The sequence below is a fragment of the Brevibacterium antiquum genome (assembly GCF_016107655.1).
GTDB lineage: Bacteria > Actinomycetota > Actinomycetes > Actinomycetales > Brevibacteriaceae > Brevibacterium > Brevibacterium antiquum.
Genome location: NZ_JABASX010000008.1, coordinates 179,702 through 196,405 on the forward strand (window position 1 = coordinate 179,702; position 16,704 = coordinate 196,405).

At 62.0% G+C, this 16,704-nt stretch carries 18 protein-coding genes, 1 tRNA gene and 1 other RNA gene; 10 read left to right on the forward strand and 10 right to left on the reverse strand.

Features of this window, described 5'->3' with window-relative positions:
- Window positions 1-13: 13 nt before the first annotated feature.
- The 3 genes from JFC13_RS14565 to JFC13_RS14575 all read right to left on the reverse strand — a co-directional run bounded on the left by JFC13_RS14565 (window position 14) and on the right by JFC13_RS14575 (window position 2,061).
- On the reverse strand, window positions 14-406 hold the full coding sequence (locus JFC13_RS14565) for a DUF4190 domain-containing protein (RefSeq protein ID WP_198397780.1): 393 nt from the start codon (window positions 404-406) through the stop codon (window positions 14-16).
- Between the two features lie 126 nt (window positions 407-532).
- Window positions 533-1,135: a TIGR03085 family metal-binding protein gene (locus JFC13_RS14570; RefSeq protein WP_198397781.1), complete on the reverse strand. Its 603-nt coding sequence runs from the start codon at window positions 1,133-1,135 to the stop codon at window positions 533-535.
- Window positions 1,132-2,061 (reverse strand): Sir2 family NAD-dependent protein deacetylase, encoded by a 930-nt coding sequence (locus JFC13_RS14575; protein ID WP_198397782.1) that lies wholly within the window; start codon window positions 2,059-2,061, stop codon window positions 1,132-1,134. The genes JFC13_RS14570 and JFC13_RS14575 overlap by 4 nt, the downstream gene beginning before the upstream one ends.
- 42 nt (window positions 2,062-2,103) lie before the next feature.
- On the opposite strand from JFC13_RS14575, the gene JFC13_RS14580 reads away from it, so the two are divergent.
- The 3 genes from JFC13_RS14580 (at window position 2,104) to JFC13_RS14590 (ending at window position 4,657) form a co-directional block, all read left to right on the forward strand.
- Window positions 2,104-2,553, forward strand: coding sequence for a flavodoxin family protein (locus JFC13_RS14580; protein WP_198397783.1), 450 nt, complete (start codon window positions 2,104-2,106; stop codon window positions 2,551-2,553).
- A 282-nt stretch (window positions 2,554-2,835) separates the two neighbouring features.
- Complete coding sequence (locus JFC13_RS14585; protein WP_198397784.1) at window positions 2,836-3,177, forward strand: winged helix-turn-helix domain-containing protein; 342 nt, start codon at window positions 2,836-2,838, stop codon at window positions 3,175-3,177.
- A 52-nt stretch (window positions 3,178-3,229) separates the two neighbouring features.
- Window positions 3,230-4,657, forward strand: a complete 1,428-nt coding sequence (locus JFC13_RS14590; protein ID WP_198397785.1) for an amidase — start codon at window positions 3,230-3,232, stop codon at window positions 4,655-4,657.
- Window positions 4,658-4,664: 7 nt separating this feature from the next.
- Here JFC13_RS14590 and JFC13_RS14595 read toward each other — a convergent pair whose 3' ends face one another.
- The 3 genes from JFC13_RS14595 to JFC13_RS14605 are packed head-to-tail and all read right to left on the reverse strand — an operon-like array spanning window position 4,665 to window position 6,899.
- Window positions 4,665-5,336 carry a DNA alkylation repair protein gene (locus JFC13_RS14595; protein WP_198397786.1) on the reverse strand — a complete coding sequence of 224 codons (672 nt, stop codon included), beginning with the start codon at window positions 5,334-5,336 and terminating at the stop codon, window positions 4,665-4,667.
- Between the two features lie 34 nt (window positions 5,337-5,370).
- Complete coding sequence (locus tag JFC13_RS14600) at window positions 5,371-6,507, reverse strand: RNA polymerase sigma factor (protein WP_198397863.1); 1,137 nt, start codon at window positions 6,505-6,507, stop codon at window positions 5,371-5,373.
- Window positions 6,492-6,899: a YciI family protein gene (locus tag JFC13_RS14605; protein WP_198397787.1), complete on the reverse strand. Its 408-nt coding sequence runs from the start codon at window positions 6,897-6,899 to the stop codon at window positions 6,492-6,494. Before JFC13_RS14605 ends, JFC13_RS14600 begins: the two co-directional genes overlap by 16 nt.
- Before the next feature lie 244 nt (window positions 6,900-7,143).
- On the opposite strand from JFC13_RS14605, the gene JFC13_RS14610 reads away from it, so the two are divergent.
- The 3 genes from JFC13_RS14610 to JFC13_RS14620 all read left to right on the forward strand — a co-directional run bounded on the left by JFC13_RS14610 (window position 7,144) and on the right by JFC13_RS14620 (window position 9,551).
- Window positions 7,144-7,749 carry a hypothetical protein gene (locus JFC13_RS14610; protein WP_198397788.1) on the forward strand — a complete coding sequence of 202 codons (606 nt, stop codon included), beginning with the start codon at window positions 7,144-7,146 and terminating at the stop codon, window positions 7,747-7,749.
- 129 nt (window positions 7,750-7,878) lie between these two features.
- Window positions 7,879-8,835, forward strand: a complete 957-nt coding sequence (locus JFC13_RS14615) for an NADP-dependent oxidoreductase (RefSeq protein ID WP_198397789.1) — start codon at window positions 7,879-7,881, stop codon at window positions 8,833-8,835.
- 182 nt (window positions 8,836-9,017) lie between these two features.
- Window positions 9,018-9,551, forward strand: coding sequence for a type 1 glutamine amidotransferase domain-containing protein (locus JFC13_RS14620; RefSeq protein WP_198397790.1), 534 nt, complete (start codon window positions 9,018-9,020; stop codon window positions 9,549-9,551).
- A gap of 654 nt (window positions 9,552-10,205) precedes the next feature.
- On the opposite strand, the gene JFC13_RS14625 is transcribed toward JFC13_RS14620, so the two are convergent.
- The 4 genes from JFC13_RS14625 to JFC13_RS14640 form a co-directional block, all read right to left on the reverse strand.
- Entirely contained in the window at window positions 10,206-10,838 is a 633-nt protein-coding gene (locus JFC13_RS14625) for a hypothetical protein (RefSeq protein WP_198397791.1), read from the reverse strand.
- A 259-nt stretch (window positions 10,839-11,097) separates the two neighbouring features.
- Window positions 11,098-11,304, reverse strand: a complete 207-nt coding sequence (locus tag JFC13_RS14630) for a hypothetical protein (RefSeq protein ID WP_198397792.1) — start codon at window positions 11,302-11,304, stop codon at window positions 11,098-11,100.
- Window positions 11,297-12,121 carry a hypothetical protein gene (locus JFC13_RS14635; RefSeq protein ID WP_198397793.1) on the reverse strand — a complete coding sequence of 275 codons (825 nt, stop codon included), beginning with the start codon at window positions 12,119-12,121 and terminating at the stop codon, window positions 11,297-11,299. The genes JFC13_RS14630 and JFC13_RS14635 overlap by 8 nt, the downstream gene beginning before the upstream one ends.
- A gap of 653 nt (window positions 12,122-12,774) precedes the next feature.
- Window positions 12,775-12,859: transfer RNA gene (locus JFC13_RS14640), tRNA-Ser, on the reverse strand.
- A gap of 261 nt (window positions 12,860-13,120) precedes the next feature.
- Between JFC13_RS14640 and JFC13_RS14645 the strand changes: the two genes are divergently transcribed.
- From JFC13_RS14645 to JFC13_RS14660, 4 genes are all read left to right on the forward strand, one after another.
- Window positions 13,121-13,546, forward strand: a complete 426-nt coding sequence (locus tag JFC13_RS14645; protein ID WP_198397794.1) for a YciI family protein — start codon at window positions 13,121-13,123, stop codon at window positions 13,544-13,546.
- Window positions 13,513-14,877 carry an RNA polymerase sigma factor gene (locus JFC13_RS14650; RefSeq protein WP_198397795.1) on the forward strand — a complete coding sequence of 455 codons (1,365 nt, stop codon included), beginning with the start codon at window positions 13,513-13,515 and terminating at the stop codon, window positions 14,875-14,877. The genes JFC13_RS14645 and JFC13_RS14650 overlap by 34 nt, the downstream gene beginning before the upstream one ends.
- A gap of 49 nt (window positions 14,878-14,926) precedes the next feature.
- Window positions 14,927-15,022, forward strand: an RNA gene (ffs, locus tag JFC13_RS14655) — signal recognition particle sRNA small type.
- Window positions 15,023-15,203: 181 nt separating this feature from the next.
- Window positions 15,204-16,685 carry a L,D-transpeptidase gene (locus tag JFC13_RS14660; protein ID WP_198397796.1) on the forward strand — a complete coding sequence of 494 codons (1,482 nt, stop codon included), beginning with the start codon at window positions 15,204-15,206 and terminating at the stop codon, window positions 16,683-16,685.
- The last annotated feature ends 19 nt before the right edge of the window (window positions 16,686-16,704 follow it).

The following is a 16,704-nucleotide window of genomic DNA, read 5'->3' on the forward strand; positions in this document are numbered from 1 at the left end:
GTCTGTCTGAGGCTCAGGCTCCCAGCAGGCCGGCGAGTCCGGCGAAGCCTGCGATGGACAGGCCGAGCAGTCCGCCCAGTGCTGCCACCGAGATGAACACGATGCCGAGGATGAAGCCCCATTTGCCCATCTCGTTGTCGGCGAAGCCTGCGCCGCGTGAGTTCTTGCGTGCCATGTGACCGGTGATGATGCCGATGATCGGGCCGAGGAAGTTGAAACCGAGGAACGTCGACAGGGTCGCGACCAGGGAGATGATCCCCAGGACCTTACCCGGATCCTCCTCGGCTCGAGCACGGTATGACTGCGGCGGCTGCGCGCCTGTGCCGTAGTTCTGAGTCGGATCGTAGTAGCCCTGGCTGCCGGAGTGCTGGTTGCTGTCAAGGTTGGGGGTGTAGTTGGTGTCCATGATTCTGCCTCTGCTCGTCTCTGTGCTGGTGGTACCAGCCTAGGAACTCTGCACGGCGGGGTGAATGATATAAACCGTTGCGCTCCTCGGGGGTTTTCCCCCGTTTCGCCTGTTGGAGCAGTCGTTTCACTTCACATCGACGAGGGCACGCCGCTCGCGACCCATGAGGTAGAGCAGGATCTCCACGGGTTCACCCGTGATGGTGATTCCCTCGGCCTTCCCGTTGCCTCCTCGGGTCTGCCTGCCGGCGCTGCGCTGGCCGAAGCCGGGACTGGAGATCTCCACACGCCCTTCGGCCTTGGCTGCGAAGGGCAGGAGCGCGGTTCGGCACGCGGCCCACACCGCACGGTTCTCCGACAGCGACAGCCTGCGTGGGATCCACTCGATCGCAGCACGGCGGATGTCCTCATGATGGACGAGGTATTCGGCGGTGTTCATCACCGATTCGACGCCGGGCCATCCGCCAGGGGTCCACCTCGGCGGGGATGCCACCAGACCCAGCAGATGCGAATACGGCATCGAGGCATACGCCTGTTCCTGCTCCTCGCGCTTGCCCTCGAACTTCGGCATGAAGATGCCGAGGGCGGCAGCGGGATGGCGCTCGCGAATCACGAGGTGCGTGGCGAGGTCACGTGTCGTCCAGCCTTCGCACAGAGTCGGGGCGTCTTCACCGGCCCTGTTGGCTGTATCGACGAGGCGGAGGCGTTCGGTTCGCGCAAGATTGGTCATGCCTGAAGCTTGTCATCATCGCCTTGGATTCCTCTGAGTGCCCAGTCCTGCACGAAATCGGCAACGCGGGAGATCGAGCGGTAGTCGGCGAGCTCATCGCCCCTGGTGGGACCGTCGGTGACGATGACGACCGGCTTCGACTCCTTCGCGGCCGTCCGGACGAATCGCAGCCCGGAAAGCACCGCGAGCGAGGATCCGAGCACGACGATTCCGCTCGCCTCATCGCAGATGCGATTCGCGTCCTGCAGCCGTGCCGGCGGCACGGAGTCACCGAAGTACACGACGTCTGGCTTGAGCAATCCGCCGCAGCGGGGGCAATCAGTCACGACGAAGTCCGCCGTCTCCTCCAGATCCACGTCACCGTCGGGCGCCGTCTCGACATCGATCGGGTCGATTCCCACGAGTTTCGCGAAGTCGGGGTTGAGCTCACTGAGTCTGGTCTGGACCCAGTCGCGGTCGAACATGTGCCCCTGGTCAAGGCAGATGACGCGATCAAGGCTGCCGTGCAGGTCGATGACCGGGCTGTCGCTGCCCATCTGCCTCGCCGCGGCCTGGTGGAGTCCGTCGACGTTCTGCGTGACGATTCCGGCAACGGGCAGCGCCGCGAGTCCCAGATGGCCCGCGTTCGGACGCGCTGAGCGCATGCGCGGCCAGCCCACCCAGGAGCGCGCCCAGTAGCGGGCCCGCTGATCGGGGTGGGACAGGAAGGTCTGGATCGTCATCGGCTGCCGTGGCACTGCGTCGGGCCCCCGATAGTCGGGAACTCCCGAGTCCGTGCTCATCCCGGCCCCGGTCAGCACCGCCCACCCGGAGGTGTCAACTCCCACGGTCCCGTCAGCGCCGGTGAGCACGTCGATGATCTCCTCATCACTGTGGCTGGCCGCGGGCCGCGCCCGGCCTCGAAGCGGATCAAAGATGACTGCCACGAATCCTCCCTCGTCGAACTGCTGCAGGGTTAGTCTGGTCCCATGGTCAGCATATTGCTCGTTCATCATTCTCCGTCACAGGCAACAACTGAAATCGCCGAGGCGGCGCTGTCCGGACTGCGCATGCCGGAGCTGGGTGCCGTCGACGTGACGGTCCGTCCCGCGCTGGAGGCGACGTCCGCGGACGTGCTCGCCGCCGATGGATTCGTTCTCGGCACGACCGCGAACTTCGGCTACATCTCCGGTGCCCTCAAGCACTTCTTCGACACCACATACGATGAGGTCAGGGAGCCGACCGCCGGCCGCCCGTTCTCCTATTGGATTCACGGAGGCTATGACACGACCGGGGCGGAGACCGCGATGAAGCAGATCACCACTGGCCTGGGCTGGAAGCTCGCCTTCGACCCTCTCATCGTCACCGGTGAGGTCACAGAGGACCACCTCGCCAGTGCGAGCGAACTCGCGGCCACCGTGGCGGCTGCGGCCATGTGAGCGCCCGGCACCACCGGCAGTCTCCGAGATGCGCACGACGCTCATTGAGATGAACTTCGCGAAAGTACTTTCCAGCATGGAAAGTACTTGCCAGTCTGTAATCACTTCCGCTCGGAGGACACCGCATCTCGGTGAAGACAGCAACGAAGGAGTTGTCATGAGCACGCCCACTCCGCAGCAGGCAGAGGTGGGTGCCGTTCGCTGCCGCCGGCTTCCTCTGGGTCCTCTCCCCCATCATGGCCCTCTTCGGTCTGCGCCGCTGAGAAGGGACGAGGCACCAGAATGAAGAACGAATCACACGAGACGATCCCCAACCTCGGCGGCTCCCTGGCTCGGATCGAATCAGATCTGGGCAATCCCACGCGACTCGGAATCGTGGCGAGCCTGAAGAATCGGGACAGGGCCGAATTCAAACTCCTGCGCGATTCTCTCGGAGTCTCAAACTCCGTGCTCTCCCGACATATCTCCGCTCTCGAGAAGGCAGGCATGATCGAGGTCAGCAAGGGCTACGTCGGCAAGCGGCCCCGCACCTGGGTGTCCATCACCTCGGGAGGCCGCGATCGTCTCGACGCTCACGTCCAAGCCCTGCGGGAACTCGCCGGTGGTGGATCTGACCAGCAGTGACCTTCCGGACTTTCCCCGATAGCATGAGGAAAACCGATGCAAGGAGGCGTCCATGGCCAGCAGCAGCACAACCTCGGCGAACAGCGGACTCGAGTTCCGCGAACTGCACGAAGTATCGGAACTCATCAGGTCCGGGCGACTGAGCTCCAGAGACGCCACGCAGGCCATGTTCGACCGGATCGCCGAGCTCGACTCCCACCTTCTGTCCTTCGTCACCCTGATGCGGGAATCGGCACTGGCCGAGGCCGATGCCCTCGATGCGCGTCTAGCTCGCGGGGACTGGCTGGGACCGCTGCACGGCGTACCGCTGGCGATCAAGGACCTGGCCTACACCCACGACGCGCCGACGGGCGCGGGCACCACGATCCACGCCGACTTCCAACCCGACTACGATGCCACCGTCGTCGCTCGCCTGCGGGCTGCCGGGGCCGTGATCCTCGGGAAGCTGCGACTGACCGAAGGTGCATTCACCGGCCACCACCCGGACCTGCCGACTCCGGTCAATCCCTGGGAACCGAACACCTGGTCCGGAGTCTCCTCATCCGGTTCGGGCGTCGCGACCGCCGCCGGCCTCTGCTACGGCTCCCTGGGCTCGGACACGGGCGGATCGATCCGGCTGCCCTCCTCGGCGAATGGGGTCACCGGACTCAAACCCACGTGGGGCCGGGTCTCGCGCAACGGCATCTTCCCGCTGGCACCGAGCCTCGACCACATCGGCCCGATGACGCGCAGCGCACGGGACGCCGCCATCATCCTCGAGGCCATTGCCGGGCATGATCCCAACGACCCGACCTCGGCCCTCGAACCGGTCCCCCGCTACAGCCAGCAGCTCGAACTCGAGCACGCTCCGGTCGTCGGCTTCGACCGCGAACTGGCCGCCGAGCATTTCGATGACGCGACCAATGAGATGCTGGAGTCCACGATTGAGGTGCTCATCGACCTCGGTTGGCGCGTCCTCGACGTGCGCACGCCCGGGTTTCCCGAAGCGGCGCAGGAATGGACTGCGCTGTGCGGAATCGAGACCGCTGGCGTTCATGCAGAGAACTACCCGTCGAGGTCGGCCGAGTACGGACCCGACCTCGCTGGCCTCATCGAGATCGGGCGCGGACTCAGTGCCGTCGACTACCACGAGCTGCTCGAATCCAGGAGGGCATTCACCGGTCGCATGCGCGCCCTCATGTCCGACATCGACCTGCTGCTGCTTCCGGGCATCGGAGCCGCCTCGCCGACGATCACTCAGATGGAGAACCTCGGCTCGGATGCCGAACTGTTCGCGGGAGTCACGATCCCGACGGCACCGATCGACAACTGCGGCATGCCCTCGATCACTGTGCCTGCCGGTTTCACCGATCGCGGCACCCCTCTGGCTGCTCAGTTCGTCGCCGGTGACTTTCAGGAGAGTCTGCTGTTGGCTGCCGGGCACGCGTTCCAACAGGCCACCGATTTCCACCGACAGCACCCGCACATCGTGGCGGTATAGACGACGCTCACTGCGCCTCTCGGCGGGCCACGATCTCTGTGATCCAGGTCGGCGCGAAGGGGGAGGTGCAGTTCGGCGGGGTCGGATAGTCCTTGAGGACGCCGAGGCGGTTGCCGATGGCGATGGCACGTGGACGCAGCTGTTCGTTCTCGATGCCGATATAGGACAGGGTCTCGTTCATCGCCCACTGGAGGCGCTCTTCGGCGTCGAGCATCTGAGCCTCGATGATGTCGAGGAGACCGGGCAGGTCAAGGCCTTCGGGCGACTTGTTCACGCGCTCGCTGGTCAGTGCCCAGCCGGCCGAAGCCACGACCGAATCGGGGTCGGCCATCCAGCTCAGGCGCAGTGTTTCGGCATGCTTCGACTTCTTGACGATGTAGTTGACCAACCAGGCGTGGACCTTCGGCACACGTGCATCGCGCAGCATGGCGTCGAGGCGCTCCGCGTCATAGCTGCGGGGGCGCATGATGAGGATCGCGACGAGACGCGCCGCTGTATCCCTGGTGTCCCACAGTTCGACGGCGAGCTCGTCGTTCTTCTTCAGTTCCTTGGCCACGGCTCGCAGCTTCGTCAGATTCACACCGTGATCGTCACCGTGCTTCTCATTGACGGCACGGGCCTTGGGATCCTCCATCGTCGCCAGTGTCTCCATGACGCTGTGCACGCTTGCCTCAACCATGCGATCAGACTACCGCGAGTTCGGCGCCCAGTCCTCAGCGTTCGGAGTTCAGTCGGGCCGCCTGCCGCATGAGGTGGTCACGCTCGGCGAGGTTGCCTGCCTTAGCCGCGGCCCTGACGTAGAGCTTTGCCGCCGACTCGTCTTCTCCTGCCCGTTCTCGCAGGTGGGCTTCGACGGCGAAGTAGCGCGGCAGAGTCTCATCGAGTCTGTCCAGTTGGGCCAGTCCGGCCGCCGGCCCGTCGGCTTCACCGATCGCGACAGCTCGGTTGAGGGAAGCGATCGGGCTGTCGTGAAACGTGAGCAGTTCGTCGTACCATTCGACGATCTGGGGCCAGTCGGTGTCCTCGACTCGTTGTGCATCGGCGTGGAGAGCGGCGATGGCCGCCTGCACCTGAAATTCGCCGAGTTCCTCGCGGGCGAGCGCGGTCTCAAGAATGCCGATGCCCTCGGCGATGAGGTGGGAGTCCCACCGGGACCGGTCCTGGTCGGTCAGAGTGATCAGAGCCCCATCGGCGGTGAAGCGGGCTTCGCGGCGGGCATGGTGGATGAGCATGAGCGCCAGCAGCCCGGAGACCTCGGGATGGTCGATCGATGCGGCCAGCACCCGGGTGAGACGGATGGCTTCTGCTGCGAGGTCGACGTCACCGGAGTAGCCCTCGTTGAAGACGAGATAGAGGACAGTGAGGACCGCGGAGATGCTTCCCGGGCGGTTGAGCCTGCGTCCGGACAGGGTGCGTTTGGCCCGAGAGATGCGCTGTGCCATCGTCGCCTCGGGCACGAGATAGGCCTCGGCGATCTGTCGGGTCGTCAGTCCGCCGACGGCCCGCAGGGTCAGGGCCACCGCCGAGGCTGGGCTGAGGTCCGGATGGGCGCACAGGAAATAGAGAGCGACGGTGTCATCGGCCGAGGTGGTCGCCGCATCCGTGTCCAGTGCAAAGGCATGTTCCTCCCGCGCAGTGCGCGCGGACTCCGCACGGACGCGGTCGAGGAACTTCCGCCAGGCGACCGTGATCAGCCACCCCTTCATGTCCCGGGGTTCGTTCTCCGGCCACGAGCGAAACGCCTCGATCAGGGCATCCTGAACGGCATCCTCGGCGGTGGCGAAGTCTGCTCCCCTCCGCTCGAGGATGCCGATCACGATGGGAACGAGCTCCCTCAGTCCGTCGTAGATGGGGTCACACCCATGAACGGACGGAGTTCGAGCCACTCCCGGATCGGCTCGCCGCCGGCACCCGGTGCCGCCGAGAGTTCGCCCGCAAGTTCGAGCGCCCGATCGTAGGACTCGACGTCGATGACCATCCACCCGGCGATGAGATCCTTAGTCTCCGGGAAGGGACCGTCGGTGACCGGCGGCTTGCCCTCTCCGTCGAAGCGGACGAAGGTTCCTTCGGGCGACAGTGCCTGGGAGTCGACGAATTCGCCGCTGGCCTTCAGCCTCGCCGCAAAGTCGTTCATGTAACCGATGTGCGCGTCGACTTCGCCCGGCGTCCACTCCTCCATCGGGGTGTACTGCATGTACTCGGGGGCCATCGTGTAGTGCTTGAGCATCAGGTACTTAGCCATGATCTTCTCCTCTAATGATTTGCTCGTCGCGAACTTCGCTGACATCCCTGGGACGGAGCCACATGCGCATTCTCGACATCCTCGGCGAGATTTCCTTCGATTCTTCCACGGATAGTCTCCGATGTGCGGTTGTCACCAACCTGGAACACACGTCTCCGAATGCGAACACACACGCCCCCACCTCGGCGGATTCAGTTGACAGAGTGGACTCATACACACCACCTCACCTCATCAGGAGTTCACCATGAAGACCACGAAGATCATTCGGACCATCACCGTCGCCGGCGCAGTTGCGGCAGCACTGTCACTGTCAGCCTGCGATATGAACATCTCCTTCGGCACTCCCGAGCAGGAGCAGACGCAGGGCCAGGAGCCTGACGAGACCTCAGCGAATCCTGACGAGCAGCAAGAGGTCGCGACTCCTGCTGAGGAAGCGCCGGAGGAGTCTGAGTCGAACGACGCCGCCGCCGGGGACTCCCCCGATTCCTCGTCGAGTCAGGGTTCGTCGTCAAGTGACGGCTACAGCACGTCCACCTCGGCGGGTGAAGGATCATCGAGTTCCAGCGGCGAACATGCCAGCGTCGATGACCCCGGATTCGACATCGATGAGCACGGCAACGGCACCATTCCCGCTTCCCTCCTCGAGAAGGACATTGAGAAGGCGTACTCCAAGCAGGGGACGACAGTCGACGAGGTCGAATGCCTCAATGACCTGATGGTCATCTCCAAGCAAGGCTCGGCCTCCTGCAACGTCACCGCCTACGGCGAGAAGCGCTACGGCACGGTCAAGGTCACATCGGTCTCAGGCAACTACGTCGGCTACACGCTCGACTTCCCCAGCTTCAACTGAGCCTTGCTGCTGGCACCGCTGGTGTCGGCCGAGGCTGCGGAACAACTCGCGACCGCAGATGGTTATGGCAGGTGCACACCGTCGCAGTTCGTGCACCTGCCACATCGACCAGCGAGGAGCATTCCCATCATGCGCAGTGTCCAGTACACCCAGAACGGCGATATCGACCAGCTCCACATCGCCGAGGCGAACGCCCCCTCGGTCGGTCCAGGTGAGGTCCGAGTCGCCGTCCGCTATGCCGGACTCAACCCCGTCGATCTCGCCGTCATCGGTGGAGCCTTCGGGCAGGCCACCGGCGCGAAGGGCAACGGCGCCGACTTCTCGGGAGTCGTGGACAAGGTTGGTGAGGGTGTCACCGACTTCTCCCCCGGCGATCTCGTATTCGGGGGACGGCCACACCGCACGCAGACGACTCATCTGCTCATCCGGGACCCGGCAGAACGACTCGACAAGATACCTCGCGGTCTCGGCATCGACACAGCCGGAGGCCTCTACATTGCCGGGCGCACCGCCATCGCGGGCATCCGCGCCCTGGCGATCGCCGAAGGTGAGACCGTCCTCGTCACCGGCGCCTCGGGCGGAGTCGGAATCATCGCAGCCCAATTGGCGCTCAACTTGGGCACTCGCGTCATCGGCACGGCCAGTGAAGCCAACCATGATGTTCTGCGCAGCCTCGGCATCGAACCCATCACCTATGGTGAGGGACTCGAGGCCCGCCTGCGGGAGACGGCCCCCGAGGGCATCGATGCCGCTTTCTCGACCCAGGACGAGGCCGAGATCAAGCAGCTGCTGAGTCTCGACATTCTCGCCGGGCGCATCAATTCGATCGGTGCGGGACCACAGGTCGCCGACACGTACGGGGTGAGCATCGCCGGCGAGACTGCGGCTGACCGCGGTGACCTGGCGTGGCTTGCCACAGCGATCGCCTACGGGCATGTGCACGTGCCCGTCGCCGGTGTCTTCTCGCTCGACGAGGTCCAGAACGCCTACCGTTTCCTCAGGGGCTCACACCCTGCCGGCAAGGTGGTCCTCCGCGTCGACGCCGATCCCCTCACCAACGATCAGCGCGAGTTCCTCAGCAGCTGACCCGAGTTCGCATCCGGTGGTGGGCGCTCAGGAATACTGTGGCCGGCAGGAATACTGGGGCCGGGTCAGTGCGTTGTCCTTGACGACACCGACGAACAGCACCCGGTGCTGAGAGATCGCATACGACGATGTCAGATCGTCTGCGACGAGTCGGATCCGACAACTGACTAGGAGTAAGCATCATGGCAATCTCAGACAAGAAGGTCGCATTCCTCCTCACCCGCGGAGTCGAGCAGGTCGAGCTCACCAGCCCCCGCGGAGCACTTGACGAAGCCGGAGCCACAACGGTCATCGTCTCGCCCTCGGACGGCACATTGCAGGCGATGAACGGTGACTGGGACCATGCCGATGAGTTCACCGTCGACGTCCCCGTCTCTGCTGCCAAAGTTGAGGACTTCGATGCGCTCGTGCTTCCCGGCGGCACCCTCAATGCGGATGCTCTGCGCCTCGACGAGGACGCTGTGGCACTGGTGAAGGCGTTCGTCGCGGCAGACAAGCCTGTGGCCGCGATCTGCCACGCACCATGGATCCTCGCCGAATCAGGCGTGGCCAAGGGCCGGAAGCTGACCTCATTCGTCTCAACGAAGACCGATCTGGTCAACGCCGGAGCGGAGTGGGAGGATTCCGAGGTCGTCATCGACGGCAATCTCATCACCTCGCGCGACCCCGGCGACCTCGACGCGTTCAACGCAGCCATCGCGAACGCGCTGGGCTGAGGTTGCGGCTGAGGCGCTAGAGCAGACTGATGCGCTTGTGCACAGCGGACGAAGAAGGCTCCCATCCGAATGTTCTCGGATGGGAGCCTTCTTCTCTCTGCGGAGGATAGGGGATTCGAACCCCTGTCCACAGTGCTACATCTGGGTACGCGATCACCCCTTCTGCTGTAGGTCAGAGTGGTTACTGCAGGACGATCGCACCACGGAAACAACATCCAGTTACATCGACGCACGCCTGCGGGAGCACAAATCTAAGCACAAATTGTTTGAGACCATACGGGGCGACACTGCTAAACAATCTTCAATCGCGGCTAACTGACGCACCTGCGTCCGAAGTTCATTGGGACGAAACCACGCTGATCACAGCAATAACTGGGGCCGCAATGGAAGTCACCAAGCCCGCAACTGCAGACGCCTTATTCGTCGCCATTCGAGCGTTTGCACTGTGAATGCCGAGACTCCCGAATACCACACCGAGAATGCCCAGGAGCATTGCAAGACCCTCCCCTGGGCTAGCATTCGGCGAACACACCGTAGCAATACACCCGGCAACACCAATCACCAACGACGACGTACCGAACCCGTTCTTCGGTTTCCTTATAGGCGGCGCGGGCTGGAATTGTGCCTGAGGCGGACGTTGATGGTAACCGTAACTCACGGCTTCATCTCCAAATCCCAGCACCATACCGATTCAATTGTTTCCGGGAGGCCCGTCGCTAGGACGATAGGGTACGTTTCCTTAACTCCCGGCTTGATGGTGTCGGTAGGTATGAGTGCATCAGCAACGTCAAGCATCCGGTTATATGTATCGGGTTCGGCGTTGTCGCCGTATTCCGACATCCACGTCAGTTCAGCAACATATTCGGATGGGTCGGTGATGATTTCATACTGCATTTCGTCGCCCACGATCTTGATATCAACGTAGGTGACGCCGGATTCCATGTCGCTCTTGGTGTTGTCAATGGTCAGTGAGGCCCATTCGGTGATGCCCTCAAGCTCTTCCGCGTTAACGTCGCCCTCGGAAGCCATTGCCTCAGCGATAGCATTGTCTGCTGCATCGGTTCTCTTATCCGAATATCCGCTCAGGTCGAGCGTGTAGACAGTGCCATTCTCGTCCTGGAGACTGTAAGTTTTCGTGTCCTGCTTGGTTTCGGTGGGTTCGGTTGCCAGTTCGCTCGCCTGAGTGTCTACAGCCTGTTCAACGGGCTTAGCTACGGGCTGCCGTGCCCCACATCCTGTAAGAGCCACAAGCGCTGCGGAGGCTGTGATTGCGATAAGCTTTTTCATGATGACGCTCCGATTCAGCGTTGTCGTGCGGGTCACTCGGTTGCATCGGGTGACCCGTTCCTAGTTTTATATCCTGAAGGTATCACTGCCATTGTTGAATCAGAAACCAGGCATAAAGCCTTTAAGACTTTACCTGTGATTCGTTACCAGAACGTGTCCATAAATGCAGAAAAATCCCCAGGACGGCCTCAAGCAAGGCTAACCTGGGGCAAAAACGTATTCAGTTAGCTTCAGCGCCTACGGGGCACACTGAAACGGTTCAGACAGTCGCAGCGAAATACCGCTGATGGGTTGAACGAAGGGTACCCTCGTCCTGACTCATCAGCACTGCCAGCTCCCAATCGGAACCTACATGAGTTTCCGCAAGCTGCATGCGGCGGTGCACCGCATCCTTTGAGTCCCGAAACTTCTCGAGCACGTCAAGTTCTGCAGTGCGCTTGTTATATGCGAGGACGAACTTAGTCATCACGGTCCCCTTTCACCATCGCGAGGAGAGCATGCTCAGTCTCTTTCAACGACTGCACGATCCGCTCCTCGACTTGCTTATTTTCATTGTACTTCGATTTCAGAATTTCGCGCGTATCCTCTTCGCCCGATTCAGATACCTGAGATAGGCCCCCAAGTCGATCAGCCTGCACCTCGAGGCTCGCGAGTGTTCCAGATTGTCGTTGCATTGACTCAACGAGTCCTCGAGCAGGAACAATCGAAGGTGATTCTCCGTACCTGATACCACGTCCAACGATCATGGCCAGAAGCTCATACGCATTCGCCCACGCGCTCTGTAACCGCGTGCGAAGCTGAATCTCGCATCGTCCAGCAGGGAATTTCGCCAGGACATGCACAGCCCTGTACCCGCTATGGTCACCATCACGAAGATCCTTGATGAAGACGTTCTTTTCGCCGACCTCATCGCGAACCATGGCCGCAACCGACTCGGCGAATGCCGTCTGAACCGAGAGTGTCATTTCGGCGTCGATGCGGACGCCTGCAAGGTCTCCCACATTCTGTAGCGGGGTTGAAGGATCCCGCCTCAACTTCTCAACCAGAGTGCCAATCGTCTTTGGCCGCGAAGTCCCAGGAGTAGCAGTCAACCCAAGCGGCGCCCAATCCAGGTTCTCGAGGTACTGTAAAACATCACCCGAAAAGTCCAGATACCAGGCAAGTACTTCCTCATAATCTGGCGCCTTACTCGGCGGTTGCGTGTCATCACGCAAAGCCTTTCCCAGCGCCCTGAGATCGTTTTGAGACCACGGTGGTGATTGCAAACGAGGCTCAAGCGACATCTCATTACTATATCCCGGTGAATACGAAAGTGGCTGGCTGCGAAGTTGATCCCATAGCCGCCACATCGTTTTGTACTTACTCGCAGCGCTCCACGCGGTCAAGGACACGCCAGTCGCGTATGGAGATAGGACAGGCTCGGTGGTGGAATTAGATACAGACACCTTGTGGTCTCCTTGCAAGGATCATTGGTGTTTGGTATCGGCCTTTGTGAATGACTTCTGGGATCGTTCTTCTAGTGTTTGGACTTGCAGACTGGTCCTGCCTTGTCGCTAAGTGACGCCAATGAAGTGATTGGGCGTAGGCAGTGACGACATCGCCCTTAGAGCACGAATCCGAGATCAGCGGCACGGTCCCTGAGTTCCGCGATGAGCTTGTCTGTCATCGTCGGCGGTCTGCTCGCGCTTCCTCCAGGATTCGGCTGTACTGGGTGCGCACGCTGGTGACTTTGTCCCTGGCCTTCCTGTACGACAGGCAGGGACAACAATGGACACCTACAGCCACGTTTTACCGAACATTTAGGCCAATGCCGTTGAACGTCTCTCGATGCTGATGCAGGCGAAAAAGTAGGCCGGAGCACAAATACGAGCACAAACTGTGAATGCAAAGATGCCCCTCACCCGAGTTTTCCAAGGTGAGGGGCTTCTTCTCTCTGCGGAGGATAGGGGATTCGAACCCCTGAGGGCGTTAACCCAACCCGCGTTCCAGGCGAGCGCCATAGGCCACTAGGCGAATCCTCCGCGAGCCAGCCTATCCGAGTCGTGTCGACAATGCGAAATCCTGACGGCCGAGTGTGAACCATCACACTAAGTGCAGGTGAAATCGCTCCTCAGCTGCCTTTGCCCTCACCCGCCTGCCCCAGGTCGAGCCAGTAGAGGGCGATTGATATGGGCGCAGAAAATTTTCCAGCCGTGTGTCGACGCGGCATAAACTTGTTCGACGTAGTGCATGAGAGGGTCTCGACCGAGACTCTCTGAAACATTGCTGACTAAGGAGTCATCATGAAGTTCATGCTCATCATGCGCGCAGTCGACCAGACCGCTGTGGACGCCTACGAAACCGCCGATTTCGAGAAGATCATCGCCGACATGGGTGCCTACAACGAATCCATGGTCAACGCCGGGGTCATGGCCGACGGCGCCGGACTCTCCGATGCCTCCGAAGGGGCAGTCGTCGACTTCAGTGAGGACGATCCCGTCGTCACAGACGGTCCCTATGGAGAATTGCGGGAGCTGTTCAACGGCTTCTGGATGGTCGAGGTCTCGTCCCAGGAGGAAGCGATCGAGTGGGCCAAGCGGGCCCCTTTGGGCGCCGGATCCCAGATCGAGGTGCGACGCGTCAATGGACCGGAGGACTTTCCTCAGGACAATGAGTGGATCCAGAAGGAACAGGAATGGATCGCCGAAGGGAAACTGGCCGGCAGTTGACCAGTGCCCCAGCCGATGACACCGATGCGGTTCACCGGGTCATCGCCGCGACGTGGCGGATCGAGGCAGCGAAGATCATCGCGGCCCTGACCCGCTACGTCGGCGATTTCGGGCTCGCCGAGGATTTCGCCCAGGAGGCAGTGACCGATGCGCTGTCCCAGTGGCCGAAATCCGGAGTCCCGGCTAACCCGGCCGCGTGGCTGACCACGGTTGCCAAGCGTCGGGCAATCGATTCGTGGCGAAGGCGAGAGCGACTCGACGATCGTCTGGTGAAGCTTGCCGGGGAGCTCGAAGGCCGTCAGGACGCGGACTTGGGTGGTCTCCCCTGGGATCCGGACGACATCGAGGACGATGTACTCCGTCTCGTCTTCATCGCCTGTCATCCAGTACTCGGTCGCAGCGCCCAGCTCGCACTCACGCTTCGGGTTGTGGGCGGCCTCTCCAGCGAACAGATCGCCCGGGCGTTCCTCATTCCAGTCTCGACAGTGCAGCAGCGCATCGTCCGGGCGAAGCGGGCCCTGGCAGATGCTCAGGTGCCCTTCGAGCTTCCGCCGGCCGACGAACGGCCGAAGCGGCTCAAGGGAGTGCTGGGGGTCCTCTATCTCATGTTCGCAGAGGGACACGTGACAACCTCCGGACCCGACTGGATGCGTCCAGAACTGGCAATGGAGGCTCTCCGACTGACCCGGGTGACTGCCGGTCTGCTCCCACACGATCCGGAGGTCCACGGTCTCGTCGCCCTCATGGCCTTCACCGCGGCCAGATTCCCTGCCCGCCTGGGGGCGGATGGCGAGCCGATCCTGTTAGCCGATCAGGACCGATCGCAATGGGATCGCTCGCTCATACGCCTCGGCTCTCGCAGTCTTGGGACCGCACAGGGTCTCCGTGCTGCACTCGGCCCCTATACAATCCAAGCCATGATCGCTTGGTGTCATGCCGAAGCCAGTAGCGTTGAGGCCACCGATTGGGTGCGCATTGCGTCGCTTTACGACATGCTCAATCGAGCCGTTCCCTCACCTGTCACTCAGCTCAACCAGGCGATCGCGATCGCCGAAGCGCATGGCCCAGCTCGCGCTCTCCCCCTCGTCGATGACATCGACTCCACGGGAGCACTTGGGAAATTTCACCTTGTTCCCAGCGTGCGCGGTGAGCTTTTGTCCCGCCTCGGCCGGGATCAGGAAGCGCGAGGCGAATTCGAACGCGCGGCAGCGCTGACGGCCAATGACCGAGAACGCGAGGTCCTCCTCGCCAAGCTTCGCAGAATTGAGTGCCGGCCGGCAGAGAGCACCGACAAGGCCGATCGTGGACGTCGACGAAGCACTGGCAACTGATCCAGCCGCCTCGTTTTGTGCCTCGAGGATGCTCTCGACTACACTGATCGATGGCTCCCCGTGCGGCGTCATCTTGTGAACTCCCCCAGGGCCGGAAGGCAGCAAGGGTAAGCGAGCTCTGGCGGGTGCACGGGGAGTCCTTCATATCTCAAGGTCACAATTCCACAACTCCCCTCCCCTATGTCAGTCCAGGTCAGGGCCACTCTCGACGGCGAGAAATGGGCAATTCCCGACGATTTCAGGCATTGCTTTAATACTTTCGTGATTTGGCTTCACTAGCATGGTCTGCAGCTCTCATCCCCTTTGTTCGAACGAGGATCCCTGTTTTGTCACCCAAGAAGATTCACGGGGCGGTTGCTGCCCTATCGGCAATCGCTCTGCTCACGGCCTGCACCCCCTCGGGCTCTGACTCCGATTCCACTCGCGATGATGCTAAGACTGCCGAAGCCGCTGCCGAAACCGTCTTCCGAATCGGCACGATCTCCGAGGAAGAGGCAGCCAAGTCCCCTGCGCAGGGATCTTCAGCGAAGACTTCCGGTTCCACCTCATCGGCCGAGCCGACCGGCACCAAGTCACCCACCCCGGGACAGAGTGGGAAAGTCGTCGAATCGGGCACGGAGTCAACGGCCGAACCGGGTGAGCGCATCAGCCTCAGCGTCGAGAACGCGACACTCAGCGACATTTCGATCACCGAGTCCGAACACCCCCGAATCACATCTGACCCTGGAGTCTTCTTCGACACCGCCGGGGCCGAACTCGAGGCAGCCGACCAGAGCCAGACGTCCTCTGATGAGGCGGGCTCTGCGACTCCAAGCGAAACCGCTGCAACCGAGGCCGCTGCGAAGAAGGACTCTGCCAAGGACGAGCACTCGGTCATGGCTCCCGACGACGCTGCGGCCTGGGTTTCGGCCTACGGCCTCGTGGCCGACAGCACCTACGAGCTCTCGGCCACTGCCACCTCGGCGGATGGGCAGGAACACGACTTCACTTCCACGGTCAAGGTGCCAGCCGGCGACGCCTCACCGATGTCCGTGCGCACGACCCTCTCCGATGACCAGACTGTGGGCGTGGGCGCACCGATCATCCTCAGCTTCGGCTCCACAGTGAGCAAGCAGTACCGTGACGATGTCGAGCGTCGCCTGACGGTCAATGTCACCGACAACGAGGGCAAGAAGCGCAAGGTCGAGGGCTCCTGGGCATGGCTGCCTGACGATCCGCAGTCACGTCTGCACTTCCGCCCCAAGGACTTCTGGCCCGCGCACTCGAAGGTCTCCGTCGACGCCCCACTGAAGAACGTCCCCACCACGACGAAGACGGTCGGCCAGAACGACCTCACCCTTGATTTCGACATCGGCCGCAAGCAGATCGTCAAGGCCGATGCCAAGTCTCACCGCATGACCGTCACCCGCGACGGCAAAGAGGTCATGGACTTCCCCGCCTCGCTGGGTGCGGCGAAGTCTCCGTCATACAACGGAACGCATGTGGTCATGTCGAAGTCGGCAGACTACACGATGACGTCCGAGCAGTGGGACTACGAAACCGACGTGCGCTGGGCCGTGCGCATCCACAACAACGGAGAATTCATCCACGCCGCTCCCTGGTCGACAGGGGTCCAAGGATCGGCGAATGTCTCCCACGGCTGCATCAACCTGTCGACCGCGCGCGCCAAGCAGTACTACGACTCGGCGATCTTCGGCGATCCGGTCGAGATCACAGGCTCGAACGTCAGCCTGTCCACCGCCGCCAGCGACATCTCCGACTGGGTCTACGACTGGGACGACTGGAAGAAGATGAGCGCACTCGACTGATTGTCTGCAGTGCGCCCGC

Coding starts and splice junctions, on each gene's coding strand:
- JFC13_RS14565 (WP_198397780.1), bottom strand. CDS start 406: ATGGACACCAACTACACCCCCAACCTTGACAGCAACCAGCACTCCGGC.
- JFC13_RS14570 (WP_198397781.1), bottom strand. CDS start 1,135: ATGACCAATCTTGCGCGAACCGAACGCCTCCGCCTCGTCGATACAGCC.
- JFC13_RS14580 (WP_198397783.1), top strand. CDS start 2,104: ATGGTCAGCATATTGCTCGTTCATCATTCTCCGTCACAGGCAACAACT.
- JFC13_RS14585 (WP_198397784.1), top strand. CDS start 2,836: ATGAAGAACGAATCACACGAGACGATCCCCAACCTCGGCGGCTCCCTG.
- JFC13_RS14590 (WP_198397785.1), top strand. CDS start 3,230: ATGGCCAGCAGCAGCACAACCTCGGCGAACAGCGGACTCGAGTTCCGC.
- JFC13_RS14595 (WP_198397786.1), bottom strand. CDS start 5,336: ATGGTTGAGGCAAGCGTGCACAGCGTCATGGAGACACTGGCGACGATG.
- JFC13_RS14605 (WP_198397787.1), bottom strand. CDS start 6,899: ATGGCTAAGTACCTGATGCTCAAGCACTACACGATGGCCCCCGAGTAC.
- JFC13_RS14610 (WP_198397788.1), top strand. CDS start 7,144: ATGAAGACCACGAAGATCATTCGGACCATCACCGTCGCCGGCGCAGTT.
- JFC13_RS14615 (WP_198397789.1), top strand. CDS start 7,879: ATGCGCAGTGTCCAGTACACCCAGAACGGCGATATCGACCAGCTCCAC.
- JFC13_RS14620 (WP_198397790.1), top strand. CDS start 9,018: ATGGCAATCTCAGACAAGAAGGTCGCATTCCTCCTCACCCGCGGAGTC.
- JFC13_RS14625 (WP_198397791.1), bottom strand. CDS start 10,838: ATGAAAAAGCTTATCGCAATCACAGCCTCCGCAGCGCTTGTGGCTCTT.
- JFC13_RS14630 (WP_198397792.1), bottom strand. CDS start 11,304: ATGACTAAGTTCGTCCTCGCATATAACAAGCGCACTGCAGAACTTGAC.
- JFC13_RS14635 (WP_198397793.1), bottom strand. CDS start 12,121: ATGTCGCTTGAGCCTCGTTTGCAATCACCACCGTGGTCTCAAAACGAT.
- JFC13_RS14645 (WP_198397794.1), top strand. CDS start 13,121: ATGAAGTTCATGCTCATCATGCGCGCAGTCGACCAGACCGCTGTGGAC.
- JFC13_RS14650 (WP_198397795.1), top strand. CDS start 13,513: ATGGATCGCCGAAGGGAAACTGGCCGGCAGTTGACCAGTGCCCCAGCC.